The organism is Paenibacillus sp. J22R232 (assembly GCF_056269165.1).
This window is the reverse complement of sequence record NZ_JBWDNK010000010.1, coordinates 24,601-49,252: the sequence shown is the minus strand read 5'-3', so window position 1 is coordinate 49,252 and position 24,652 is coordinate 24,601. Positions and strand designations below refer to the sequence as shown.

The window sequence follows — 24,652 nt, the reverse complement described above, 5'->3', positions numbered from 1 at the left end:
CAACTACAGGATACATTACACTTTAAAAACCCGATAAACCAGCAGCTTTAGAATTTCTATCAACACTTCTCTGCAGCGCTTGTGCTACTTCAATTGGAGTGATTTGCCCACCATACATCTCTTGCAAAAGTGATTGATAATCACCGAATTCGACCAATCCAAGTGAATTGAAAAATGGAACAACCTTACCACTTTCAACGAACTTATACATCTCTACAGTTCCATCATTTAGTACAACATCCACTCCAGTCCAGGTTGGAATGGACTTAACCTCATTGAAATAATCGGATAGCATCTCTCTACTTCCGAAAAATTCAAGAAATTCTTTAGCTGCTTGTACATTTTTAGAATTTTTGAAAACATACAATCCGTTGGGATCAGATATAGCAGGATAGTTGTCACCCTCCCATGGCATGGGAAACATACCCACAGTGGCGTCAGGGTATTTCTCTATAAGTGGATTGATCGCCCAATCTGCTTGGAACATCATAGCTGACTTTCCAGTCGCTACTTGTTCTAAGGACAAGTTAAAGGTCCCCGTAAATAAGTCGCTATTCAAATACCCCTTCTTCAGAAGATCCCATTGTTTTTGAAGCGAATCAATAAATTCTGGAACTTGCTCAAACGTTGTTTTTCGTGTATTGATTTTCTCCATAAGATCTGGCTGCTTGCTGATGATATTTGCCATAGTACTAAGAGTGAACAATTGTAACGGCCATCCTTCTTTCCCTGCTTCGTAAATCGGTGTAATGCCTGCCGACTTTATCTTCTCGCAGACTGCGAGAAACTCATCATAAGTTTTAGGAATTTCGATGCTGAGATCTTCAAACACTTTTTTATTATAAATCACACCCGAAACACTGATGCCCGTTGCAGGAATTCCATAAAGCTTGCCGCTACTTTTGAGGAAATATTTTGTTACCGTAGGATGTATTCGTAAGGCAATCTCCTCACTGCTCAAATCCAGCAGGTTCTTTTCAGGCTGAAGCATCCTAACCGCACCTGTTTGTCCCCAATAAAACAAGAGATCCGGAGAATCCTTCGTTGCTAAACGAGTGCTTACTAAGTCAGAGTAATTATTCACGGGAGCACTTTGGATAACCAATTGATTTCCCGTCTTCTTCTCATATTCGTCAAAAATCAATTGCCACTGTTTTTCTTCCAACCACTCGGTGGCTACTAATACTGTGAGCGAAACTTGCTCTTTTTTTTGTTCATTTATGTTGTTATCCGTTTGGATTCCGCTTTTACATGAGGTAAGAACAGATGCCACAAGTACAGTAAAAAAAAACCTATTTATATACTTTACCATCATAGACCTCCACCTATATTATTACTGACTAATACGCATGTTCATTATCTCGCCAATTAGTATATGGTATAACATCCAACTATTCAAGAAAGAGGGTCAACCATGAATAAATGGTTGACCCTCTTAAAATTAAGATGCTTCATTCATGCGAACATATTCATTTATGCCATCAGTTTTCCTCGAACGACTATCGAATAGCCCCGAGTCTCTGTTACCACCGTCTCTAATGTTGGTGCTTCGAAATTAAGGCGGTTTGGGTATTCTAAAATGACGGATACTTGTCCATCCGATTCGAGAATGCATTCTGCGCTAATCCAACCATATGAAGTGGGAACCGTACCTTTTACCCATGTTAAGTCACCGATTGTCGGTCGAAACAAGAATTGACCCGTAGATATATTGCTGACATCAATGCCTAATATCTTTTGGTTTAAAATATAAGTAGGAGCTGCACCCCAACCGTGACATAGACTAACCGGAATATGATCCACCAAATAGGTAGGTGTATTCCCTAAATACGGACTTGGAATCGTGCTGTGTGGGGTGGATGGGTCAAATGTTTCCCACCACGTCGTTGCTCCGCGTGAAACCATTTCTCCCCAATACGATCGCATAATTTGTAACGATTCTACATGATATCCTCGACTAATCAATACCTCAAGTACAATGTGGTAAAAGAAAGCACCTTTCAACTCCGGGCAACGTCCTTCAAAAAAGATATTTTTCAGGAATCTGTCCGTTTCGTCGCCTGTCATGATTCCTGTCCAGATGGCTAAGAAATTCGTCTGATACGTGAATTGGTTTGATAACCCGTCATCCGTCATACAGTCAGCATACATCTCTTTTTCAGAATTCCAAAGCAGCTTACGAATCGTGTCGTGAAGCCCTATAGCGCGTTCAGAATATTCACTCGCAAGCTCCTCTTCTGCTAATGCCATCATCAATTCAGAAGCCTTTTTCAGCATCAAATAATATAAACATGAAATGGCAGTAACACGATCCCGCTTATCAATATAATCAGCCCAGTCAACGAAGCACCACCATCCGTTTCGATCTGCTCCAGCGAATAGCCCATCCTTGTCTTCCTGATTTCGAAACCACTTGATTAATCTAACAATTATGTCCTTCATACCAGAAATAAATTCGTTGTCCCCTGAGTAACGCCAATAATCATAAACGCCTAGAAACCAATATGCGTTAAAATCTGGAAGCAGGAATCCATTGCGTTCAGGTCCCGTGCTCGGGATGGATCCATCCTCATTCTGAATTCTTGCACCCTGTAACAAGGACTTTCTGACAAGTGCAGTATCTCCGAAATTTTGGTAAATAACCTTCGCCATCACCACAGCATCTACGATCCAAAGCGCCTCTTCACGAAAGGGGCAATCTTCTAGATGATCTTGACTATTCACCATAGTCGTGTACTCACCAATCTCCCAAATTCGGTTTAGCAACTGATCATTGCACACGAAAGTACCTTCCTGTGAGAAGGGATAACGAGTGACTACCATTTTGAAATCTTCAATGAAAATAGGAACAGGTGTTGCTTGGACTGATATTTTCACGTACCTAAATGCTCTTCTCCCGAACGGAGACAACCGGTTCGTCCCTTTTTTCATAATGAATGTGTCTATAAGCATCATATCCAAAGATTCACCATAGGAGAGTTGCAGAACACCGCCTTCCAGTGCTGTAACCACAATCTCCGGATATCCAGCCTTCACCGCAGAAAAATCGAAAACAACCCCGGGAAGAGAACCTGGTACGGTGGCATCAATCTTCATCCTGCCGTTTCTTCCCTCCATAAGAGACTCGCTGTTCTGTATTTTCCCATAGTTTTCTTCGATCCGAATGACAGAATCAGGCTTTACGGGCACCTGAGATAAATATGGAATTTCGCGTGGAATGAGGCGAGGCCAATACGAATCGATGTCATTAGCATGCGCTATGACTTTTGCGTTTTCCCATTCTGAATCATCGTAATTTTGCAATTCCCAGCCATCTTCCTGTTCAGCCAAATAGATCTCTTTGTAGCCACCCCATTGGTGAATTCTAGAGACTGAGGGAATCCATCTCGGCGACCGTCTGCATTTCCAACTTTCATCTGTATAAACACATATTTCCCCATGCTCGGTACTAACATCTAACTGAGCAATCAGCCCACCAGGGCCTTGTCTTTGTCCTGTTACGATATCTGTACTTCCAAAATTGTAGGCAAGGATTGAGATGTTGTTTTCACCAATGTTCAAATAATCTACTACATCGTAAGTGTCGTAATATTTCCACGCCTTGTCCGCAGGTGAAGGACCTGATCCAATTAAGATACCGTTTATAGATAGCTGATATCGTTGATTTGCCGAAATATGTATTGAAGCCTTTAGAGGATTCGATTGTATCTTAAACACAGTTCTTGCTTCCACATATACATTTGTCTGAGGCATCGGTGTTTCAATCCATATCCACTTCGCATCCCATTTTATGTTCATTCCTATTTTGCCCTCCCCTATAGATCACTCTTTATCAGAATATAAATGTACTATACCTTCTGCATATCTACAGTAACATCATAAATGAGGTGATACATTATGTTATTATGACAAATGCATAGGGTAGAAATGACAAAAATCTTATGAAATCACACATTCAAGAACCATTAGCCTAGCACAGGAAATATGAGCAAAGGGATGATTAACTATTAAAAGGACAAAAAAAAGCCCTAATAAGTCAAGGCTTTCTTGATTATCAGGACTAGCTTTGATATACCAAAACTAAATAATCGGTTCCAAAATGAATTACAACTCAAATCTCCCAATATTGGTAAACCTATCGTCCTTTTTACTCATCTTATAACTAGTCATATTTACTATTGAGATTAGTCTCATTTGATGTTTTAACCCACCAAATTCCCTAATGGCAGCTAGTTAAACCGCCGCTGCCTCAAACTCTCATAAAGCAATACGGTTGCCGCCATTGCAACGTTCAACGATTCGGCTTGCCCCGTCATCGGAATGATGACCGCTTCGTCCATCAGCTCGCGAACGGCCATCGATAATCCTTCCGATTCGCTTCCCATAAGCAGCCATGTCCCCTGCGTCCAGTCGTAGCCATAGCAGGTATGCTTCGCTTGCAAGCTAGTACCGACCAGCTTCATGCCTTTTGCTTTCGCCTGCGGGAGAAGCTCCTTCAGATCCGCTTCGATAATAGGCAAATGGAAAATGGAGCCCATCGTGGAACGTACGGTCTTCGGGTTATAAAGATCGACGCAGCCTCTCCCGAGTATAACCGCATCCGCGCCAACCGCGTCGGCACTGCGAATAATCGTGCCTGCATTGCCCGGATCGCGGACCCCGTCCAATACCACGACAAGGCCGCCTTTGCGGAATAAAGCAGATTGGTCCGCCGAGAGCTTGGACACGATCGCGAATACGGGAGGAGGGGTATCCGTTCCCGTACATTTGGACATGACTTGCCGCGAAGCCTGTACCCATTCGAGTCCGAACGTTGCGGGAGAATCATTCGTTTCCCGCTCTACTGCAAGCTCAGCGGGAATGCCTCGCTCCGTATCATATACAATGGTCAGCACCTGCGCTTGCCCGTGAAGCGCCTCGAGAACGAGATGAACTCCTTCAATGAGGAATTGCCCGCTCCGATCACGGTTTTTCTTGTCCAGCAGCGATGCCCATTGTTTAACCTTGTCATTCTGAACCGATGAGAGCAATGGATCGAAATTTTCATTCATATTGTCATTAACCTTCCGAATACGCGATTTCTAAATTCGTTAAATCCGAGTTTTTTCCAACGATAACCAAAATATCGTCCTTGTCGATTAAATCGTCCGCATAAGGGGCGATATTCATATGAGAGCCTTTTTTGATGGCCATGACGTTGCATTTATATTTTGCCCGAATATCAAGCTGCTTCAAGCTTTGTCCGATCATCGGAGCCGGAGCCTTAATCTCGATGATGCTGTAATCGTCCGAAATCTCGATATAATCGAGGATGTTCGGCGATACCAAATGATGGGCAACGCGCAGCCCCATATCCCGCTCAGGGAATACGACCTTGTCTGCGCCTATTTTGTTGACAACCTTCCCATGGAGCTCATTCTGTGCCTTAACGATCAATGTTTTTACGCCCAGGTCCTTTAGAATAAGCGTCGTTAGGATGCTGGATTGAATGTCCTGCCCAATCGCAACGACAACAACGTCAAAGTTGCGGATGCCAAGCGCACGAAGCGCCTCCTCATCCGTTGAATCTGCGGATACCGCATGCGTCACCGTGTTCACGACCTCTTGGATGCGGTGCTCGTTCGAATCAATCGCAAGCACCTCGAAGCCCATGTCCGTCAACGCTTTCGCGACGCTTGAGCCGAAACGCCCCATTCCAATTACCGCGTACTGCTTTTTAGCCATCTTACCAAATCCTCCTTGCCGGATGATTGCTGCAGTTATCTTGACAGTATACCATAGCATGCTTCTTCGGATGAAAGCGGCAGGCGATGGACATAGTATATAAGTAAATTTGAATGCGCCAGGAGGTTATGAAGTATGGAAGTTATTGATTTGCGCCAAGCGATTGTGAGGCGCGTGCAGGACAATTCAGCCAAGGAATTATCCGAGGTTATTGAAGACTCGATTGGAGCCGATGAGCGTGCATTGCCTGGGCTTGGGGTTCTGTTCGAAATGATTTGGCAGCAATCCTCTGAACCGGATCAGGGTCGAATGGTCGATTCTCTTTATAAGCATCTTCATCACTCCGAGCATGCCAATCCATCTCAATAACGTACGGATGATCGATATACGGATTGCCCACCAATGATCGTATCCGTTACAAAGGGCAAGCCTTCATAATGATCAACAATAACAAAATCAGCCGCTTTGCCAACCTCGATGGAGCCAAGCTCGCCGTCTGTGCCTAACGCTTGTGCCGGATGGAGAGATGCCATTCTCACTGCGGCTGGCAAAGCGGCTACTTCCTGCTCCGCAAGCTTGAATATTGCGGCAAGCATGGACGAGGGATGATAGTCCGAGCATAAAATGTCCGCTGCGCCTGCTGCTATCGCATCTACTGCCTTCAGATTTTTGTCATGGGACGCTCCTCTCACTACGTTCGGAGCGCCAACGCACACTCGTAATCCGCGTGCTGATGCAAATTTCGCCGTTTCAATATTGATCGGAAACTCACAGACGGACACACCGTAATCGATGGACTGCTCTACCTTCTCCTCCGAATCGTCGTCATGCGAAGCAATCGCAATGCCTTGCGCGGCGGCCAGTCTGCTAAGCTCCTGCAATTGCGTGGCGTTGACCTGCTCTCTGCGGTGAATTAAATCGTCTACGATGACGCGTACTTCCTCTTGGCTTACGCCCTGGTTCTTCATGACATACCGTTCAAAAGAGCCTGCCTCCCTGTATTGTCCCTGTCCTGGCGAGTGATCCATAAATGATAAATAATCGATTGCTTTCTCTTTGAGAAATCGTTCGACAATCGGCATGCCAGCCATATGCGAAACCTCAAACCGCAAATGAATGCGGTTGCGGATGACCGAACGCTTGCTGCGGTAGTCATTAATATGCTCAACCATTCCCGTAAGCAAATGATCGCCGCGCAGGCTCAGTCCAACGCCGAGCGACAAAGAGTGATACATCGTTGTAATGCCATGCACGGGCAGCTTTCTCTCGAACTCCAGCAATGCCATATTTAGCGGGAACAATGTATTAGGCCGCGGCTGCACTTCCTTCTCGATCGCGTCGCAATGGATATCGATTAATCCCGGCAGCACATATTTCCCTTCCACATCCAATATGACGGCGTTGCTATGCTGTCGAAGCCAGCTGTCAACAGCGTCTTCGCCTTGCAGAAACGTATCGATTCTCCCGCCTGTAACCGCTATGGCTGTACTAACGATTTGATCTGGCAATACCGCTTTTCCGTTTGTTACGAGCAGTGGCTTACTATTGGCAAGCAAGCGATCCTCCATTGGCTGGTTGTCTCCTTATCCTATCGTTATACCCTCAAGCTTACCATATTTCGTCTATTCCATTCACTCGTTTTCGAAAGGCAATGCCAATAAGCCGCACCGATTGCAATGGCATTGCAAAAAGCCTAGACGTATACGCCTAGGCCGCTTCGCAGACAGCCAGCGAGCCATCAACAAGCTCACGGTGGACGCTGCTATTCTTCTTTCGGTATGAATGTATAAATATCGCCCGTTTCGAGGGAATCAATCAAACGGTCAAGCCATCTGTAATACTTCAGCGCTTCATCGATCTTCTCCTTATCGCTCCCCAACACGTCAAGAAAAGCTTGATCGTCGGCATATTGCTGCCCTAATGCTTCATTTTCCTTCAAAGAACGGTTTAAGGCACTCATGTTTTGCTCGACTGCTTTTCTCCATTTAATTGAGAAATAATCCGTGAAGTTCTGATGCCAATTCGGTTCAACCTCGTACAAATCCTTGCGTGAGCCCTTGCCCCATACTTTATTTATCATCTTCAAATCATGCAGCGTTCGCATGCCTGTGCTCATCGATGTCTTGCTCATTCCCATCGTATGGCTCATATCGTCAAGCGTGACCGGCTCGCGGTTGAAATACATGTTTCCATATAGATGGCCAATAGATAATGTTATGCCGTACAAGTCCATGTTTTTACCGATTGATTCGATGACGCGGCGGCGCGTATTGTGCAGCTTCATGAGCTGCTCTTCGTTTAATGCTGCAAGTTCATTCATGTCGTTCCTCCTGAGGAGTGTCGTGCCCCCTATCATGCCTACATTGAATATTGTAATCAATGGGCTGTCCATCTGTAAAGAAACCGTTTGGGATGAAAAAGGGAGTTATATTGAGCATACCGTATGTAAAGTACGTAAAGTTATAACTGTACGAAGTATACGCAGGCTCACGCCTTTTGACCATAGCAAAGATAACCAACTAAACTTATGGGAGTCGAAATATTCCACAAGGGGGCACAACATGGCGATTATAGAAGCCAAGAGGCTAACCAAGATTTTCGGAGCCGATCCGAAAAAGGCGATCCCGCTGCTGGATAAAGGATGGTCTAAAGAAAAGATATTTGCAGAAACGAAGCTTACGGTTGGGGTTAACCAAGCAAGCTTCTCCATTGAAGAAGGACAAATATTTGTCATCATGGGCTTGTCCGGCAGCGGCAAGTCGACGCTTGTTCGTCTTCTTAACCGATTGATTGAGCCTACGGTAGGCCAAGTATTATTTAACGGAACGGATGTCCTGAAGATGAATCCGGAGCAGCTTCGCAATTTTAGAAGGAAAAACGTCGGCATGGTGTTCCAGAAATTCGCGCTTTTCCCGCATCGTACCGTCATTCAAAACATCGAGTATGGTCTTGAGGTACAGGGCATCGACAAAAAGAAACGTAAAGAGATGGCGATGAATTCGCTTGAGCTCGTCGGATTAAAAGGCTGGGAGAACAGCTACCCGGATCAGCTAAGCGGCGGCATGCAGCAGCGTGTAGGGCTGGCAAGAGGACTTGCCAATGATCCTGACGTTCTGCTCATGGATGAAGCCTTCAGCGCGCTTGATCCGCTTATTCGGAAGGATATGCAGGATGAGCTGCTGGAGCTCCAGTCCAAAATGAAAAAAACGATCGTGTTTATTACCCATGACCTGAATGAGGCATTGCGGATTGGCGATCAGATCGCTTTGATGAAGGATGGAAGCATCGTACAAATCGGTTCACCCGAAGAAATATTGATGCAGCCAGCCAATAAGTACGTTGAACGCTTCGTTGAAGACGTCGATTTGTCCAAGGTGCTGACCGCTTCCCATGTCATGATCAAGCCAGAGACGATCACGATTGAGAAAGGTCCGCGTGTCGCTTTGCAGTTTATGCGCGACCGCGGCGTCTCAAGCTTATATGTCGTGGATAAAGGCATGCGGCTGCTCGGCGTTATTACGGCAGAGGATGCGGCAAATGCCATTAAAAACGGGTCGAAGCTTGAAGAAGCCATGGAACGGGAAGCGCCATTCGCAACGCCCGATACGATGCTTAATGATTTGTTCGAATTAATGAGCTTATCCAAGTTCCCCGTATCCATTATCGATGATAATGGCCGGCTTAAGGGCATTGTGATCAAAGGGGCGGTTCTGGCCGCATTGTCAGGAAATTCCGGTTTAGAGGCAGGTGCTCGACATGAATCTGCCTAAAATTCCGTTAGCTGATTGGATTGAATCGCTGGAAGCTTGGCTGGAAGCCCATTTTGACCCATTTTTCAAATTCATTCGCATGATTGTCGGCGAAACCGTCAATGGGCTGGATACGGCGCTTAATTGGTTCCCAGCCCTTGTTCTTATCCTGCTGTTTACGATAATAGCTTGGTATATCGGGAAATGGAGAATGGCCTTATTTACGCTAATTGGCTTGCTCATTATCGAAAACCTCGGTTTATGGAGCCAAACGATGCAGACGCTCGCGCTCGTCTTGACCTCGGCCTTCATCTCGGTTCTGATTGGCGTTCCAGTCGGAATCTTATGCGCCAGGTATGGCAGCTTTCAAAAAATCGTTACGCCGCTGCTTGATTTCATGCAGACGATGCCTGCCTTCGTATATTTGCTCCCAGCCGTCACATTCTTCTCGTTAGGGGTAGTTCCTGGCGTTATCTCTTCGATTATATTCGCGATACCGCCTACGATCAGGCTGACGAATCTTGGCATTCGCCAGGTACCGGAAGAGCTGGTGGAAGCGGCTGATGCCTTTGGTTCAACGCCTTTCCAGAAGCTCCTCAAGCTTCAGCTTCCGATTGCCATGCCGACGATAATGGCTGGTATCAATCAGACCATCATGCTCTCTTTGTCGATGGTCGTCATTGCTTCCATGATTGGCGCTCAAGGCGTTGGCGCTTATGTCTACCGCGCCGTTACGCAGGGCAATACCGGCGTAGGCTTTGAAGCCGGCCTTGCAATCGTTATTTTGGCCATCATATTGGACCGCTTGACGCAGCAGGTTATTCGCAAAAGCAAATCCGTTTAACGTCATGCAGGATAACAACCATCTATATGGGATATGTCATGCACAAATTTAAGGAGTGATTTTTTGAAATTCAATCGTATAAGTATAATCGCAGCAGCTGTTCTGGTCATCGCATTGGTAGCAGGCTGCTCCGCCTCGAGCGGCAGCAGCAAGAAAAAAGTAACGCTGGCTTACGTCGCATGGGATTCCGAAATCGCCAGCACCTATGTCGTAAAAGAAGTGTTGGAACAAAAATTGAACTATGAAGTTGAGCTAATGCAGGTAGACGCTGGACCGATGTGGGCCGGCATTTCCGATGGGAGCGCCGACGCTATGGTAGCTGCTTGGCTGCCAACGACTCATGCTTCATACGTGACCAAATATAACGGAAAATACGAGGACCTCGGACCAAACCTTGAGGGTACCAAAATCGGGCTTGTCGTACCACAGTACATGGACATCAACAGCATCGATGAACTAAACGGCGCGATAGGCGATGCCGTTGATCATACCATCATCGGTATCGAGCCCGGCGCGGGTATTATGATGTCTACGGAGAAAGTACTTGATGCTTATCAACTCCGTGACAAATGGACGCTGCTGGAGAGTTCATCGGCAGCGATGACACAGCAGCTCGAGAAGGCATACGCCAACAAAGAGCCGATCGTCGTCACGGGCTGGACGCCTCACTGGATGTTCGCCAAGATGGAGCTTAAATATTTGGAGGATTCCCAAAATGTATACGGCGGAGACGAGCAGATTCATACGATTGCCCGCAAAGGATTAAAGGAGGATCAGCCCGAAGCCTTCACTTTCCTTGACCAGTTTAACTGGACGCCTGATGATATGGCAGCCGTTATGATTCAAATCCAAGAAGGCGAAACGCCGGAGGCCGCAGCCAAAGCATGGGTTGAACAGAACGCGAGCAAGGTGGATGCTTGGGTAACCGAATAAGTAAAAAAAGCAGAGCGGATTCCGCTCTGCTTTTTCTTATGAAGCTTACCCGCTACGTCTTGGACAGCTTCATCGGCGACAAAGAGCATTTTAAATACTCTCGGGCTATTAGACACAGCCCAAAAAAAAGCATCTGGCAGGGAGACGATCGTCTCCCTGCCAGATGCTTCTTGTCCTATTAATCCAAGCAATAAGGCTGCAAGCCCAGCGGCAATGGTGCTGGACGCTCACAAGTGCTCTTCATTACGTAATGGACGCCTTGCTCCGAAGCGTCGTGGAAGCCATGCATCGCTTCCAGCACGTGATAGGCAAGCTCGCCGTTCGCGCGATGCTTGCGGCCGGTTTGGATCGCCTTCGCCATATCGGCTGCGCCAACGCCGCGCGCATTTTCCGTATAGCCATAAGCTAGCGGAATGCTGGACCATTCATTTGCGCCAGCGCGCCATAGCTTGATTTCGCCGCTGAAGCTGTTCGGATCGGGTACGAGCAGCGTTCCCGTGCTGCCATACACCTCAATGCGCGGAAGGGTGGAGCCGCCTTTAACGTCAAAGCTCGTTAACAGCGTTCCGATCTGTCCCGAGGCAAAGTCCATTACGCCAGCGATATGCGTCGGAACCTCTACCTGAACCTGCTGGCCGTATTTGGGCTTGCTCGTAATCGTACGCTCTGGGAAAGATATGCGGGCAGAGCCCGTAACACGGGTAATCGGTCCAAGCAGCGCTACAAGCGCAGTCAAATAATAGGGCCCCATATCGAACATAGGGCCGCCGCCTTTTTGATAATAAAACTCTGGCGACGGATGCCAGGATTCGTGTCCGCCTCCGACCATGAAAGCGGTAGCCCCGATCGGGGTTCCGATCCAGCCGTCTTCGATCAGCTTAATGCTCGTCTGAATGCCGCCGCCGAGGAAGGTGTCAGGCGCGCTTCCGACCAACAGCCCTTTTCTCGCCGCGAGATCCAGTACCTCCTGCGCTTCCTCCCGCGTTACCGCAAACGGCTTCTCCACATAGACATGCTTGCCAGCTTCCAGCGCTCTCAAGCATACGGACGCATGGGCTTGCGGAATCGTTAAGTTAATAATCAATTGAATCTCGGGATCTGCCAGCAAATCCTCGACCGAACAGCCGCGAACGCCAAATTCCTCGCCCCGCGCAATCGCCCGTTCCACATCCAAATCCGCGCAAGCCACTACTTGAAGCGCGTCGAAGCGGTTTCCGTTTTCAAAATAAATGCCGCTAATATTGCCCGTACCGATAATGCCCGCTTTAATTTTTTCCATTGTCGCCCGTCCCTCGTCCCATATCCTAGTTTTTGATCACTTTTGCTTACAGCTGATTATCTGCCATGCCGCTGTATGCGGCTGAAGCCGTTCCCGCCTCAAGCGCTTTTGCCTTGCCTTCAGCGCACCATAGGAATCCGCGGCGCATAAGCTCCTTCACGGTAGGAATTTCGATAATATTCGCCTGATGCCCAAGCGAATTGTAATATACGCGTCCAACGCCCCAGCGCTTCGTCCAAGCAACAGGCATATCGACAGCCTTGTTGAGTGAATGCGGCCCAGCCGAAATCGGGAACCTCGTCGTCGCCAGCACCTCTACCGCAGGATCCACATGCAGATAATATTGCTCAGAGCTGACCGTGAAATCGTCGATGCCGTCAGTAAGCGGGCTCGATGAGTTATTGATATTGACGGTATATTCCACGCCGTTATTGCCTGGATGAGCAACCCACTGGCCGCCCGTCATGAACTGCCAATCCACATTTTCGCGGAACGCGTCGCACATGCCTCCGTGACACCCTGCCAATCCTACTCCGCTTTGCACAGCTGCGGAAACGTTATCGACCAGTTGCTGTTCGATCCGTGCCATCGTCCATACAGGTACGATTAGATCAAGCCCTTTCAGCTTCTCGGCATCAGAGAATGCTTCCAGCGTGTCTGACACCTCAACTTCAAAATCCTCGGCAACGAGCACCTCGCGGAAAATTTCAGCGACCTCTTTCGGCTGATGGCCATCCCAGCCGCCCCATACGATTAATGCTTTTTTCATCAGATTCTCCCTGCCTCTCACTCAGATCTCGTCTACTTTATTATTCCAGGCTAAGCTAGCTCACTAATCGAAACCCAGCGCCGCTCGGCAATCGAGCGATCAACCGCCTCAAGCACCTCTTGGCATTTCACGCCGTCTACGAAGTTCGGCACAGGCTGACGGTCCTCGGCAAAAGCTTGCATCAGTTCATGCATTTCATGCGTGAACGTATGCTCATAGCCAATTGTATGACCGGCAGGCCACCAAGCATCCATGTAAGCATGTGACGGATCCGTAGCCAGTACCCTCCTGAACCCTTGCACGTCCTCCGCATCGTCTGTGAAATAAACCTGAAGCTCGTTCATTCGCTCGAAATCAAACTTAATGCTGCCTTTGCTGCCATTGATTTCGAAAGCATTCGTACAGCGATGTCCTGCAGCAAAGCGCGTCGCCTCGAAGCTGCCGAGCGCTCCGCCGGCAAAACGAGTCATGAATACGGTCGCGTCATCAACGGTAACCGGCCCGCGTGGCCCGTCCTCGCTTCCTTTAGCGCTAAGGCCGGTCATTGTCGAAGCAATCGGACGTTCCTTCACGAATGTCTCGCTCATCCCGATTACCTCGTCAAATTCGCCAACTAGGAACCGAGCCATATCGATCAAATGCGCTCCTAAATCTCCATGCGAGCCAGAGCCTGCAATTTCCTTCTGCAGACGCCATACGAGCGGGAAGTTCGGATCGATAATCCAATCCTGCAGGAATACTGCACGGAAATGATAAATCTCTCCAAGACGCCCATCGGAAACGAGTTTTTTCGCGAGCTGCACCGCTGGCGCAAATCGGTAGTTGAAGCCAACCATATGCTTCACGCCAGCCTTCTCTGCCGCTTCCAGCATCTCGCGGGAATCCTCAAGCGTAAGCGCAAGCGGTTTCTCGCAGAAAATATGTTTGCCTGCCTCAGCCGCTGCCAGCGCGATTGCCTTATGCGCATCGCTTGGCGCATTAATATCGATCAAATCGATGTCATCCCGCTTAACAAGCTCCTTCCAATCCGTTTCGGAGCTTTGCCAGCCGAATTGCGCCTTTGCTTGCTCCAATCCTTGTGGATCACGGCCGCATATCGCCGTCATCTCCGGCTTGATCGAATCCGGGAAAAACATCGGGAGCGCGCGGTACGCATTGCTGTGCGCCTTGCCCATAAACTTATAGCCCACCATGCCAACTCTTATTTTATCCATAACCTACCGCCTCTCTTATGCGTAAACGCAACCCGCTGACTTCTGCGGCAATCCGCTTCGCGATTGAACCAAAGGATGAAACTGCTTGCGCAGTTACACTTCATTCACAGGTTGATGTTTCCCTAATGACCAACTGGATGGGCAGCAGGCTGCCTGCTGCGTCCCCAGCTTCACCCGCTTGTGTTTGGTCGAGCAGCCTTTCAGCTGCCAGCTTGCCCATCTCGTAAAAGGGCACCGCAACGGTCGTAAGCTGAGGACTTATGATGCGTGAGCCGTCTGAATCATCGTATCCGACCATTGCATACTGCTTCCCCGCTTCAAGGCCGATCTCCCGCAAGCCCTGCATTAATCCTATTGCCATCCGGTCATTGGCTGCGAATATGGCATCCACGTTTTTTGACCGTATCTGCAAAGCTAGCCGCTCGGCCAGCTCGTATCCGCTCTTGCGGCTGTAATTGCCGACGTAAACCAGCTCTTGGTCGTAACGGATATCCGCTTCATCCAGCGCCTTCTTGTAACCCTCGAGCCTGTCCGTGCTATTCGAGTATTGCAGCGGTCCATTGATGAAAGCTATGCTGCGGCAGCCCTGCTCAAGCAAATGACGGACAGCTTCCATGCTGCCGGACACATGATCCGCATCCACGGTAACATAGGCTGCTTCGTCATAACGCTGGTTAACCAGGCAGAATGGATATTCCCCCGCTTTAAGCTCAGCCAGCGCAGCACGTTCTTCCGGCACGTCCTGCGAACCTAGCACGATGCAGGCATCGATCTTTTGCGTTCGAAAAAGTTTCGCGTAATCCCTCGCCCCGTCAGGCTCCCTGAAGATAAGCAGCAGGTCGTAGCCGCAGCGCTTTGCCGCTTCGCCGATCCCGCTTAATATCTCCGAGAAATAATAGGTGGAGAACAGGTGCACCTTAGGCACAAATGGCAGGATAACGCCGATATTCCCGCTTCTCCGCCTAGCGAATTGCTGTGCCAGCGCATTCGGGACATAACCGACTGCGGCAGCAGCCTGCAGCACCCGCTCCCGCGTTTCTTCCTTCAGGGGGCCGACATTGTTCAATACCCTAGACACGGTTGCCTCGGAGACACCTGCCAGCTTCGCAACTTCTTTCCTGCTAATGATCGATTGCCTCCTGATATGGCTGATGTGGTGCTTCAATGCATAGTGAACCTTGCTTTAATGGTGACTACATAACGTTTGCCACAAAATTTCATTTTACTCATTCAAGGTCATTGTCTAACCGTTCATTCTAATGAATCTGTATCGTTTGAACAACTAATGTACACGCGTACATTATTGCATGAAAACGTTTCACCGTCAATGCTCTAATTGATACAAATTTCCAGACACCAGGTTAGGCAGCTAAAAGAGGCGGTCCTCCAACTCCGTTTTGAAATATTCAGCTGCAGCTTGTTAAGTGAAATGGGGTTAAAAAACCTACAGCTCCACTTTTATAGTGGAGCTGTAGGTTTTTTTGTGCACCGCATGGAATTGGGATTGGTCAATTCTTCTATCCATAATGAGAAAGCCCTTTAAAGCTAGCCATTGTTTACTTCTTTGCGATTTCATTAATCCAATCAAAGACAGCAGACAGCGCGTTCGCTTCCTCGCTCAAGTTCATCCGTTCCACGTAACCAGCCCGGTTCGCGTACAACCGGTCAACGCTCTCAGCAAGCGTCACTGCGGTCAGCTTTTCCTCATAAAGAATATCGGCGTAGCCCGATTTCTCGAACGACTGCGCGTTCAGAATTTGGTCGCCGCGGCTCTGCTCCTTCGTCAACGGAATGAGCAGCATCGGTTTTTTCAGGGAGAGAAACTCGAAAATAGAGTTGGACCCTGCGCGCGAAATAACCAGATCGGTCATGGCCAGCACGTCTGGCAGCTGCTCGTTCACATACTCGAATTGCTTATAACCAGGCATCGCAAGCGAAGGGTCAACCTGATTTTTCCCGCATAAATGTACGATTTGAAATTGCTTGGTAAGAGCCGTCAAGGACTGCCTGACCGCCGTATTGATCTTCCGCGCCCCAAGGCTGCCGCCCATGATAAGAATGACGGGCTTGCTTCTCGTAAAGCCGCAGAAGGCTCTGCCGCGATCTGCGTTTCCTTGCTTTACCTCTTCACGGATAACAGCCCCGACATGCCTGCTTTTGTCAGCCTTCAGCATGCCTCCCGTCTCAGGGAAGGTCGTGCACACGCCAGTGGCAAACGGGATTGAAATCCGGTTTGCCAATCCCGGCGTTAAATCGGATTCGTGAATAAGCAGAGGCACCTTGTTCAGCCATGCGCCAAGCACAACGGGCACTGACACGAAGCCGCCTTTGGAGAAAATAACATTCGGTTTGTTCTTTTTAATAAGCCGATACGCCTGAAAGAGCCCCTTCACAACCTTGAAAGGGTCTTTAATATTTTGCATATCAATGTACCGTCTGAGCTTGCCGGTCGAAATAGGGAAATATTGGACCTCGGGAATCGTTGCGATAAGCTGCCGTTCAATACCGCTCTCCGATCCGATATATTGAACTGACCAGCCCTCTTCCAAAAACCGCGGGATCAAGGCCAAATTAACGGTAACGTGTCCGGCTGAGCCTCCCCCGGTGAACATGATTGTTTTCATGAATGACTAGCCACCTATCGTTTTTTATCCATCTATTATACGGGCAAACCTGTTTTTTAGCACTGCATTTCCTTTATTTGAGCGCAAAAGAAAAAGCATCCCCAGCCTCCTGCGCTGCTGCGAGGGTAGGCTGGGGATGCTGCCGGCTTCTTATAAACGAATGCTTAAGGCGCCGTCTCCAAAAACTTAGAGGTCGGATTCTTGTCGATAGCGGTACGCATCGCATACTCATTCTCGAACAAGACGACGTAATTGCCTTTTTTATCCTTCACAAGCGTCGTATTGATACGGAATTTGCCGGGATCAATATTGTCATCCACGATCCAGCGCGCGAATTGGAACTGCATGCGGTGCAGTTGAATATCGACGCCGTACTCCGCCTTCATCCGATGCTCGAATACCTCGAATTGCAAATGGCCGACCACGCCGAGAATCGTCTCGTCGAAGTTGCCTGTGGAATGGAACACCTGAATAGTGCCCTCTTCCGTCAGCTGGTCAATGCCTTTCTGATACTGCTTATGCTTTAACGCGTTTTTGACGGTTACTTTGGCGAATATTTCCGGGGAAAACGTCGGCAGCTCGTCGAATACAACTTCTCCGCCTTGGGATAAGGAATCCCCGATTCGGAATATGCCTGGGTCAAACAAACCGATAATGTCGCCTGGGTATGCTGTATCTACGATATCGCGATCCTGCGCAAGAAATTGCTGCGGCTGCGCAAGCTTGATATCCTTGCCGTTACGAACATGGCGTACGCTCATGCCTCTTTCGAATTTGCCGGAGCAAATACGCAAGAAAGCGATCCGATCGCGATGCGCTGGATTCATATTGGCTTGGATTTTGAACACATAGCCGGTGAACTTCTCATTCGTAGGATCTACCTGTCCAGTCGTGCTGTTGCGTGAGGTTGGCTTAGGCGCCAGCTGCAGGAAGTTCTCAAGGAATGTCTGCACGCCGAAGTTATTGACCGCGCTGCCGAAAAACACCGGAGTCAGCTCGCCTGCCTGCACCTTCTCGAAATCGAATTGATCGCCTGCAACATCAAGCAGCTCCAGATCGCCGATCAGCTGGTCCGTCAAATAATCGCCAGCCATCTCTCGGATCAACGGATCATTATAATCGCTGACCTTGCGTACTTCGATCGTGGAATGGTCATTGCCTTGGAACAGCTCTACTTGGGTCTTCATCCGGTCGTACACGCCGCATAGCTCGCGGCCCATGCCGATCGGCCAGTTCATCGGTACTGCACGGATGCCTAGCACCCGCTCCAGCTCCTCCATCAATTCAAAGGGGCTTTGGCCTTCGCGGTCCAGCTTATTGATAAAAGTAAAAATCGGAATGCCGCGCTTGCGGCAAACTTGGAACAGCTTGATCGTTTGTGCCTCTACGCCTTTCGCAACGTCAATAAGCATGACGGCGCTGTCGGCTGCGGTAAGCGTACGGTACGTGTCTTCACTGAAATCTTGGTGACCTGGCGTATCGAGTATATTGACGCGGTGATTCAAATAATCGAACTGCATTACGCTCGACGTTACGGAAATTCCCCGCTGCTTCTCGATCTCCATCCAGTCGGAGGTGGCGTGTCGGCTCGCTTTGCGCGCCTTGACTGACCCTGCAAGCCGAATGGCTCCTCCGAATAGGAGGAGCTTCTCAGTTAGGGTTGTTTTCCCTGCATCAGGGTGAGAGATAATCGCGAACGTACGCCGCTTATCTACTTCCTGTTTTATTTCTTCGCTTAACGATTTGCTCATGCTTGACTTCCCTTCATTACGTAAGGTATGCGGTCAGCGGTTATTTGCCGCTGTTCGAAACCCAAATGACTTTATCTTCCTCTTGTCCGTTAACCGGCCACCAATGGAAGCCATCATCCTTAAGCATCTGGTTCGCTGCATCCGGACCCCATGATCCGGCTGGGTATAGCTTCAGATCGTTTTTGTCCTCGCGCCAAGCTTGTGCGATGCGGTCAACGAATGCCCAAGCCTGCGACACTTCGTCCCAGCGCGTGAAATAGGTTGAATCTCCGCGTGCTGCATCATGGATAAGGCGCTCGTAAGCTTCCGGCGTGTTCAAGCCGATCTGGCAGCTTTGGCAGAATTCCATTGCTACCGGCTGAACGGAATTGTTCTCGCCCGGTGTCTTTGCATTTACTTTAATATATATGCCCTCAAGCGGATTTACGCGAATAACGAGCAGGTTCGGAGCGAGATCATGACGCTGCGCGAACAAGACGTTCTGCGGCATCGATTTGAATTCAATGACGATTTCCGTCGTTTTGACTGGAAGACGCTTGCCTGTCCGGATATAGAACGGCACGCCAGCCCAGCGGAAATTATCCACAAATACTTTGGCAGCGAAATACGTTTCAGTCGTTGAGTCCTCACCGACCGAATCCTCTTGACGGTAGCCGGGAAGATCCTTCCCGTGATGGCTGCCTTCGCTGTATTGCCCGCGAACAACATTCTCGCGCACTTCATCGCTGGACTTATAATTGCGCAAAGAGCGAAGCACCTTTACCTTCTCGTCACGGATATCTTCTCCGTGCAAGCGGCTTGGCGGCTCCATGGCGATCATCGTCAGCATTTGCAGCATATGGTTCTGGCCCATGTCCCGCAAAGCGCCTGACTTATCATAATATCCGCCGCGATCCTCTACGCCCACCGTTTCCGATAGGGTAATCTGAACATTGGCAATATGGTTATTATTCCACAAAGGCTCAAAAAATGCATTCGCAAAACGAATGACTTGAATATTTTGAACCATTTCCTTGCCGAGGTAATGGTCGATCCGATAAATTTCTTCCTCTTTGAACACTTGGTTAATCTGTTCGTTCAGCTTCTGCGCTGATGGCAAATCGTAGCCGAAAGGCTTCTCGATAACGACACGGTGCCAGCCCTTCGATTCAAGCAGCCCGCCGTCGCGCAGGTTGAACGAAACCGGCCCGAATAGCGACGGCGCCAGAGCCAAATAGAAGAGGCGGTTGCCTGGAATGTCGAATTTCGCGTCAAGTTGCTCCGATAATTTGCTAAGCTCCTTGAAGCCTTCCACATCGTTGATGTCCAGAGACATGTATACGAAATGTTCGGCAAAACGGTTCCAAAGCTCGGCGTCGTCCGCTTTATACCGGCAAAATTCCACGATGGATTCGTACAGGTCGGCACGGAATTGCTCATTCGTGCGAGGACGTCTTGCAAGGCCGACTACGGCAAAGTTCTCCGAAAGCTTGCCTTCTTTATATAAACTGAAAAGGGCTGGGAATAGCTTGCGCCGAGCCAAATCGCCCGTTGCTCCGAACAGATAGTAGACAGCGCCCTCTGCGGAGACGGATTCAAGAGTATTCGTATATGTCATTTGCCTCATTCTTTCCCTATGTATTTTATACAGCTTCACATGTTATGTAGTTTAGCATATCCAACTATAATTCGCTATTCAACTTATCATAAAAAATACTGATAAGATCCGTTACTTATTCTAATCAGAACGGCTATTTCAGTCACTTTCAGCCTTGGAAACGCTGTATTCTCCAGTAATAACTGGTATTCCGATCGTCAATTCGGTATTTCCGGTGTCTGTATCTTTATGCAAGGCAACTTGAAAGTTTGCAGATTTGCCGTTTTCGACAGGAATGACAGAATGCAGCATGCGGGTATAAAATGTTTCGCTAATCGTGCCTGCATCCTCATAGCGGTCTATGGTTTTAGCATCGGTCAGCCTCGTCATCCTTTGGATAGTCTGGTCATGCTTCGTATAGCCTTGTACCTTCATGCTGCTCGTAAAAGCAGGCGAAACGAGTGCAATCCTCGACGAAATATCCGCTGAATTTTGCAGTAGGCTCTCCTTCTCGATGCTCGTCGCGCTTGCCGACTCTAGAAGGATCATGAGCTGCTCGCTTTGACTGTCCTTTTGAATCAAATGCAAGGATACTTTTCCTCCATATTTCGCGACTAAGCCGGAGACCGTTTTCCCTTCATTGCCGACAATCTTATCTACCGCTTCCCCCTTCTCCTCCGCGAATAATTGCGACGTAAGCTCTTGCATTGAACCTGCTTTTCCTGTCACATCCCAACGAATCGACCAGCTCGCGCCAACTGAACCGCCTTTTATCTGATCATCGCTCCATTCCCATAAAGCCTTCAAATCATGCTGAAGCAGCTGCTCCGCCGACGTCGTTTCCCTTGGTGCTTGGTCTGCTTGCCAAATGGCCCATATCGCGCATACGGAGATCACTGCCAAAGCAAGCAGCACTCCCTGCTTGGTACGCTTCGCACGCTGCTTTGCCGATAAACGATGCCTTGCCGGTACGTTTTGATTCGGAATGTACATGATTTTCGCTCCTGTCCTCTCGGAATGGGTAAACATCCATACACGTTCGCCTGTAGGTGAATACACTAGTTGCAGGAATGATCAAATGGAGGTGTCATTAGCAGATGGAACCTATTTATCCATTGCATGAAGACGTCGTTAATCGGTTTTGCGGCTATCCGGTATGCGTCGTTATGAATGATGGTTCGCGCCATGTCGGCATACTTAGCTCATGCAGCGGAGGCAAAGTTCTGCTTAACGCGGAAGCAGGCGATCTTGAGGCAAACGTAACCCAAACGCAGCCAACTGTTTCAAAAAAGAAAAAAAGCGGTAAAGGTAAAAAAGAGCTTCCAACGAAAGCAGTTGTTCCGCAAGCACAAACACAAGCTTACCCTTATGATCCTTACTACTATGGGCCGCGTCCTTATTATCCATGGGGCGGAGCGCTTGCGCTTGATTTCGCCCTCGTCGCTTTTCTATTCCTGCTGCTGTAATCGACAAAGCGGCTAACGGTTCGCGTGATGCCGCTTTTTTTATTTGGGAATCATTCATTGACAAGTTTCGCCAGCCTTTTCATGCGCGGTATAGTATGCTGTCGAAGGACTCGCAGAAGAAGGTAGAGAGGAGATTGCTTATGAGCTCATCTATTCGCTCCATCAGGAGCATTGAACGGTCATCGGCTTATACCCCCGTGCAAGCCGTCAGCTCTTATGCTTATTATCCATATAGGGACGGAGAGCCGCAGCTTGCGCCGGAGCATAACAATGAATGGAGTCGCACTTTCCACCAAGCAGCAGGCCATGCAGCTTCCTGGCTTCAGACAGCGAGACAGTCCCAGCATGCTATGAATCAGCTGTCCATTAAGCTTGGACGCGAGCTTGACAACCATGAGCCAATTGAAGGCAGCCTGGACCAGCTCGCTCTTCTCGTCAGTGATCTCGAAAATCAGTATAAGCAGGGGAAAGGCGATTTAAACCCTGAGCTGTGGCTCACCATCGAGCAAGCTCTTCGCCACCCGGCTGTTCAAGAGATCGGCTTGCAGCGAGACATAAAGTGTGGACAGTGGGTCATTGAAGGCCAAACTGCGAAGCCGACGGACACAACGCAGGTGAACGTTGAACGGATGAAGCGGCTGCTCCTCGGAACGAGCGGGCTACTGACAGACCTGAAGGTTGCTTTGGCCTATACGGAACAGCAGAAGCCGGAAGACCTTCTACAGCCCGAGCTAACGTCGACCCTTCCGTATGCTGCCTATTTCAATTCTGCGCAAACCTACTCTCCCGTTCCATACGTCGGGTTAATTATCAATCAATATTTGTAATCTAACCAACGCTACATAAGGTGAAACGGCTGTCGCCGTCTTTGGCGGCGCGGCGTGTTTCATTCCGAGAAATATAGAGTAAGGATGGCGAAATCATATCCTTTCCTATATTTTAAGAAGAAACGCCTGACCGCGTCCTTTCCATAGACGCCATCGTTTCGGCGAAACGTATAGAGAAAGGATGAGCAACCTCATATCCTTTTCTATACGTCAAGCGTAAACGGCTGAAGCCGTCTTCTGGCGGCTAAGCTTACGTTTCGCTTAGACATATAAAGAAAGTTGGCGAAATGATATACTTTCCTATATTTTAAAAAATGCCCTCTTTCCTGTATAACATGCAGGACGGAGGGCTCTATCCGTTGCACGGTAGAAACTTCGGCGATATGATTGTTATGCGGTTCCAGACGGATCTAGCAATAGGAGCTTATCACTATATTCGCCTTCTCCCCCTCTATTTCCTTCCAGTTAAGTTTATTTATCCCTAAGCATGACTGCTCATTTTATTTACGGAATTAAAATAACGTCGACAGCCTCGCCAGCCTCCGCTCCCTTTGAACCGGCGGGAATAATAACGAGTCCTTCCGCTTCGGCGATTGAGGCCATCATGCTGGACTTGGCGAATGCGAGCGGATCTGCTGACAGCATGCCGTCTTCCCCGCTGACGAGACGCGCGCGTACAAACCGATCATGAGGGCTCGGCTTATCAACGGCCGTCAAGAGCCTCGCTCGCACGACTGTAGGCAATGCTTCATGAACGCCTAACAACAGATGGATAGCCGGGCGCACGAACAGCTCGAATCCGACGAAACACGCTCCCGGATTGCCAGATAAGGCAAATAGAAGCTTACCGTCCATGACTGCGGCAGAAGTCGGGCTGCCTGGCCTCATTGCAACTCTGTCGAATAGAAGCCGTGATGCTGGCCGCTCTGCAACCGGATGAAGGCTGTCCAGCCGTACCTTCGCTTGCAACCCGCTGCCGTCCTTGAAGGCTCGGATATGCTCTGCCATTACATCAAAATCGCCTACGGACACACCGCCTGTCGTTACGATGAGATCGGACCGCTCCCAAGCGTCGGCAAGAGCCGCTTCAACCGCTTCAAGCTCATCCGGCAGCGTGCCGAGCAGCAAGGGCTCTGCACCGCTTTGATGAACCATCGCCGCAACCATGCTGCTGTTGCTGTCGCGGACTCGCCCAGGGGCAAGCCGCGCCGCGACCGGCAGCAATTCGCTGCCGGTCGCAAATACCGCTATGCGCGGGCGCTTCCGCACGGCCACCTCGGCATAGCCGAAGGTGCCGAGCAGCGCAACATGGCCCGGCCGCACAAGCGTGCCGGTCACAGCAAGCACGCCCCCGCGGCGGAACTCCTCGCCGCAGGGCGCAATGTGCTGGCCTGCGGCGCCCGCGCGCTTAATCAGCACCGCGCGCGAGCCGTCCGCCAGCATCGCCTCCGCGGTCTGTTCGAGCATCACGACCGCGTCCGCGCCTTCAGGCACAGCCGCGCCGGTCATGATGCGCGCGGCCGTGCCCGCCTGCAAGGCCGCCGGGGCCACTTGGCCCGCCGCGACCTCGTACACAACGCGCAGCGCCGCCGGCTTCTCCGGCGACGCTTCCGCGATATCTGCCGCGCGCACGGCGTAGCCGTCGAGGCCCGAGCGCGCGAAGGGCGGCCAATCGCTTGACGCCGTCACCGTCTGCGCAAGCCTGCGGCCGCCGCTCTCGTGCAGCGCGACAAGCTCGCTGCCGACAACCTGCCCCGCAGCGGCCTCGACAACTCGCCGCTGCGCTTCTTCAACCCTTACGGCTCGCCGATTGAACCAGCTCCCCGACCGGCTTCCCGATCCAAACTCTCCGCTATTACCATTTACCATCGCCATCATCCGCCCTTTTAGCTGCCA

General features: G+C 49.5%; 21 protein-coding genes. 6 read left to right on the top strand and 15 right to left on the bottom strand.

The genetic code is table 11. The annotated features are described in order from the left end of the window. Nucleotides 1-22 precede the first annotated feature (22 nt). The 4 genes from AC0YN3_RS23860 to AC0YN3_RS23845 all read right to left on the bottom strand — a co-directional run bounded on the left by AC0YN3_RS23860 (nt 23) and on the right by AC0YN3_RS23845 (nt 5,724). Complete coding sequence (locus tag AC0YN3_RS23860; protein WP_475777441.1) at nt 23-1,315, bottom strand: ABC transporter substrate-binding protein; 1,293 nt, start codon at nt 1,313-1,315, stop codon at nt 23-25. A gap of 158 nt (nt 1,316-1,473) precedes the next feature. Further along, nucleotides 1,474-3,798 carry an alpha-L-rhamnosidase-related protein gene (locus tag AC0YN3_RS23855; protein WP_475777440.1) on the bottom strand — a complete coding sequence of 775 codons (2,325 nt, stop codon included), beginning with the start codon at nt 3,796-3,798 and terminating at the stop codon, nt 1,474-1,476. Nucleotides 3,799-4,229: 431 nt separating this feature from the next. Then, entirely contained in the window at nt 4,230-5,051 is an 822-nt protein-coding gene (locus tag AC0YN3_RS23850) for a TrmH family RNA methyltransferase (RefSeq protein ID WP_475777439.1), read from the bottom strand. A gap of 7 nt (nt 5,052-5,058) precedes the next feature. Further along, entirely contained in the window at nt 5,059-5,724 is a 666-nt protein-coding gene (locus tag AC0YN3_RS23845; RefSeq protein WP_475777438.1) for a potassium channel family protein, read from the bottom strand. Nucleotides 5,725-5,859: 135 nt separating this feature from the next. On the opposite strand from AC0YN3_RS23845, the gene sspI reads away from it, so the two are divergent. Then, nucleotides 5,860-6,093: a small acid-soluble spore protein SspI gene (sspI, locus tag AC0YN3_RS23840; protein ID WP_183568956.1), complete on the top strand. Its 234-nt coding sequence runs from the start codon at nt 5,860-5,862 to the stop codon at nt 6,091-6,093. Here the strand turns inward: sspI and AC0YN3_RS23835 are convergent. Both AC0YN3_RS23835 and AC0YN3_RS23830 read right to left on the bottom strand, forming a co-directional pair. After that, a complete protein-coding gene (locus AC0YN3_RS23835) occupies nt 6,087-7,292 on the bottom strand; it encodes an alpha-D-ribose 1-methylphosphonate 5-triphosphate diphosphatase (RefSeq protein ID WP_475777437.1) in 1,206 nt (401 codons plus the stop codon). The genes sspI and AC0YN3_RS23835 overlap by 7 nt on opposite strands. 194 nt (nt 7,293-7,486) lie before the next feature. After that, nucleotides 7,487-8,044 carry a GbsR/MarR family transcriptional regulator gene (locus AC0YN3_RS23830; RefSeq protein WP_475777436.1) on the bottom strand — a complete coding sequence of 186 codons (558 nt, stop codon included), beginning with the start codon at nt 8,042-8,044 and terminating at the stop codon, nt 7,487-7,489. Between the two features lie 241 nt (nt 8,045-8,285). On the opposite strand from AC0YN3_RS23830, the gene AC0YN3_RS23825 reads away from it, so the two are divergent. The 3 genes from AC0YN3_RS23825 (at nt 8,286) to AC0YN3_RS23815 (ending at nt 11,250) form a co-directional block, all read left to right on the top strand. After that, nucleotides 8,286-9,494: a quaternary amine ABC transporter ATP-binding protein gene (locus AC0YN3_RS23825; protein WP_475777435.1), complete on the top strand. Its 1,209-nt coding sequence runs from the start codon at nt 8,286-8,288 to the stop codon at nt 9,492-9,494. After that, on the top strand, nt 9,481-10,317 hold the full coding sequence (locus tag AC0YN3_RS23820; RefSeq protein WP_475777434.1) for an ABC transporter permease: 837 nt from the start codon (nt 9,481-9,483) through the stop codon (nt 10,315-10,317). Before AC0YN3_RS23825 ends, AC0YN3_RS23820 begins: the two co-directional genes overlap by 14 nt. A 63-nt stretch (nt 10,318-10,380) precedes the next feature. Further along, nucleotides 10,381-11,250 carry a glycine betaine ABC transporter substrate-binding protein gene (locus AC0YN3_RS23815; protein ID WP_475777433.1) on the top strand — a complete coding sequence of 290 codons (870 nt, stop codon included), beginning with the start codon at nt 10,381-10,383 and terminating at the stop codon, nt 11,248-11,250. Nucleotides 11,251-11,428: 178 nt separating this feature from the next. On the opposite strand, the gene AC0YN3_RS23810 is transcribed toward AC0YN3_RS23815, so the two are convergent. The 8 genes from AC0YN3_RS23810 to AC0YN3_RS23775 all read right to left on the bottom strand — a co-directional run bounded on the left by AC0YN3_RS23810 (nt 11,429) and on the right by AC0YN3_RS23775 (nt 21,456). Continuing rightward, entirely contained in the window at nt 11,429-12,529 is a 1,101-nt protein-coding gene (locus tag AC0YN3_RS23810; RefSeq protein WP_475777432.1) for a Gfo/Idh/MocA family protein, read from the bottom strand. Nucleotides 12,530-12,575: 46 nt separating this feature from the next. Beyond that, nucleotides 12,576-13,298, bottom strand: coding sequence for a ThuA domain-containing protein (locus AC0YN3_RS23805; protein WP_475777431.1), 723 nt, complete (start codon nt 13,296-13,298; stop codon nt 12,576-12,578). Nucleotides 13,299-13,348: 50 nt separating this feature from the next. Continuing rightward, the gene (locus AC0YN3_RS23800; RefSeq protein WP_475777430.1) at nt 13,349-14,512 is read right to left on the bottom strand and encodes a Gfo/Idh/MocA family protein; all 1,164 of its coding nucleotides are present in this window, start codon (nt 14,510-14,512) and stop codon (nt 13,349-13,351) included. Nucleotides 14,513-14,612: 100 nt separating this feature from the next. Continuing rightward, nucleotides 14,613-15,677, bottom strand: coding sequence for a LacI family DNA-binding transcriptional regulator (locus AC0YN3_RS23795; RefSeq protein WP_475777429.1), 1,065 nt, complete (start codon nt 15,675-15,677; stop codon nt 14,613-14,615). A 391-nt stretch (nt 15,678-16,068) separates the two neighbouring features. Next, the gene (locus AC0YN3_RS23790; protein ID WP_475777428.1) at nt 16,069-17,136 is read right to left on the bottom strand and encodes an undecaprenyldiphospho-muramoylpentapeptide beta-N-acetylglucosaminyltransferase; all 1,068 of its coding nucleotides are present in this window, start codon (nt 17,134-17,136) and stop codon (nt 16,069-16,071) included. Nucleotides 17,137-17,300: 164 nt separating this feature from the next. Beyond that, complete coding sequence (locus AC0YN3_RS23785; protein WP_475777427.1) at nt 17,301-18,887, bottom strand: peptide chain release factor 3; 1,587 nt, start codon at nt 18,885-18,887, stop codon at nt 17,301-17,303. 40 nt (nt 18,888-18,927) lie between these two features. Then, on the bottom strand, nt 18,928-20,484 hold the full coding sequence (gene zwf, locus AC0YN3_RS23780) for a glucose-6-phosphate dehydrogenase (RefSeq protein WP_475777426.1): 1,557 nt from the start codon (nt 20,482-20,484) through the stop codon (nt 18,928-18,930). 138 nt (nt 20,485-20,622) lie between these two features. Beyond that, nucleotides 20,623-21,456 carry a YwmB family TATA-box binding protein gene (locus AC0YN3_RS23775; protein WP_475777425.1) on the bottom strand — a complete coding sequence of 278 codons (834 nt, stop codon included), beginning with the start codon at nt 21,454-21,456 and terminating at the stop codon, nt 20,623-20,625. A 104-nt stretch (nt 21,457-21,560) separates the two neighbouring features. Between AC0YN3_RS23775 and AC0YN3_RS23770 the strand changes: the two genes are divergently transcribed. Continuing rightward, on the top strand, nt 21,561-21,929 hold the full coding sequence (locus tag AC0YN3_RS23770; protein WP_475777424.1) for a hypothetical protein: 369 nt from the start codon (nt 21,561-21,563) through the stop codon (nt 21,927-21,929). A gap of 140 nt (nt 21,930-22,069) precedes the next feature. Continuing rightward, nucleotides 22,070-22,756: a hypothetical protein gene (locus AC0YN3_RS23765; RefSeq protein WP_475777423.1), complete on the top strand. Its 687-nt coding sequence runs from the start codon at nt 22,070-22,072 to the stop codon at nt 22,754-22,756. A 504-nt stretch (nt 22,757-23,260) separates the two neighbouring features. On the opposite strand, the gene AC0YN3_RS23760 is transcribed toward AC0YN3_RS23765, so the two are convergent. Next, complete coding sequence (locus AC0YN3_RS23760; RefSeq protein ID WP_475777422.1) at nt 23,261-24,625, bottom strand: molybdopterin molybdotransferase MoeA; 1,365 nt, start codon at nt 24,623-24,625, stop codon at nt 23,261-23,263. Between the last annotated feature and the right edge of the window lie 27 nt (nt 24,626-24,652).

Coding starts and splice junctions, on each gene's coding strand:
- AC0YN3_RS23860 (WP_475777441.1), bottom strand. CDS start 1,315: ATGATGGTAAAGTATATAAATAGGTTTTTTTTTACTGTACTTGTGGCA.
- AC0YN3_RS23855 (WP_475777440.1), bottom strand. CDS start 3,798: ATGAACATAAAATGGGATGCGAAGTGGATATGGATTGAAACACCGATG.
- AC0YN3_RS23850 (WP_475777439.1), bottom strand. CDS start 5,051: ATGAATGAAAATTTCGATCCATTGCTCTCATCGGTTCAGAATGACAAG.
- AC0YN3_RS23845 (WP_475777438.1), bottom strand. CDS start 5,724: ATGGCTAAAAAGCAGTACGCGGTAATTGGAATGGGGCGTTTCGGCTCA.
- sspI (WP_183568956.1), top strand. CDS start 5,860: ATGGAAGTTATTGATTTGCGCCAAGCGATTGTGAGGCGCGTGCAGGAC.
- AC0YN3_RS23835 (WP_475777437.1), bottom strand. CDS start 7,292: ATGGAGGATCGCTTGCTTGCCAATAGTAAGCCACTGCTCGTAACAAAC.
- AC0YN3_RS23830 (WP_475777436.1), bottom strand. CDS start 8,044: ATGAATGAACTTGCAGCATTAAACGAAGAGCAGCTCATGAAGCTGCAC.
- AC0YN3_RS23825 (WP_475777435.1), top strand. CDS start 8,286: ATGGCGATTATAGAAGCCAAGAGGCTAACCAAGATTTTCGGAGCCGAT.
- AC0YN3_RS23820 (WP_475777434.1), top strand. CDS start 9,481: ATGAATCTGCCTAAAATTCCGTTAGCTGATTGGATTGAATCGCTGGAA.
- AC0YN3_RS23810 (WP_475777432.1), bottom strand. CDS start 12,529: ATGGAAAAAATTAAAGCGGGCATTATCGGTACGGGCAATATTAGCGGC.
- AC0YN3_RS23805 (WP_475777431.1), bottom strand. CDS start 13,298: ATGAAAAAAGCATTAATCGTATGGGGCGGCTGGGATGGCCATCAGCCG.
- AC0YN3_RS23800 (WP_475777430.1), bottom strand. CDS start 14,512: ATGGATAAAATAAGAGTTGGCATGGTGGGCTATAAGTTTATGGGCAAG.
- AC0YN3_RS23790 (WP_475777428.1), bottom strand. CDS start 17,136: ATGAAAACAATCATGTTCACCGGGGGAGGCTCAGCCGGACACGTTACC.
- AC0YN3_RS23785 (WP_475777427.1), bottom strand. CDS start 18,887: ATGAGCAAATCGTTAAGCGAAGAAATAAAACAGGAAGTAGATAAGCGG.
- zwf (WP_475777426.1), bottom strand. CDS start 20,484: ATGACATATACGAATACTCTTGAATCCGTCTCCGCAGAGGGCGCTGTC.
- AC0YN3_RS23775 (WP_475777425.1), bottom strand. CDS start 21,456: ATGTACATTCCGAATCAAAACGTACCGGCAAGGCATCGTTTATCGGCA.
- AC0YN3_RS23770 (WP_475777424.1), top strand. CDS start 21,561: ATGGAACCTATTTATCCATTGCATGAAGACGTCGTTAATCGGTTTTGC.
- AC0YN3_RS23765 (WP_475777423.1), top strand. CDS start 22,070: ATGAGCTCATCTATTCGCTCCATCAGGAGCATTGAACGGTCATCGGCT.
- AC0YN3_RS23760 (WP_475777422.1), bottom strand. CDS start 24,625: ATGGTAAATGGTAATAGCGGAGAGTTTGGATCGGGAAGCCGGTCGGGG.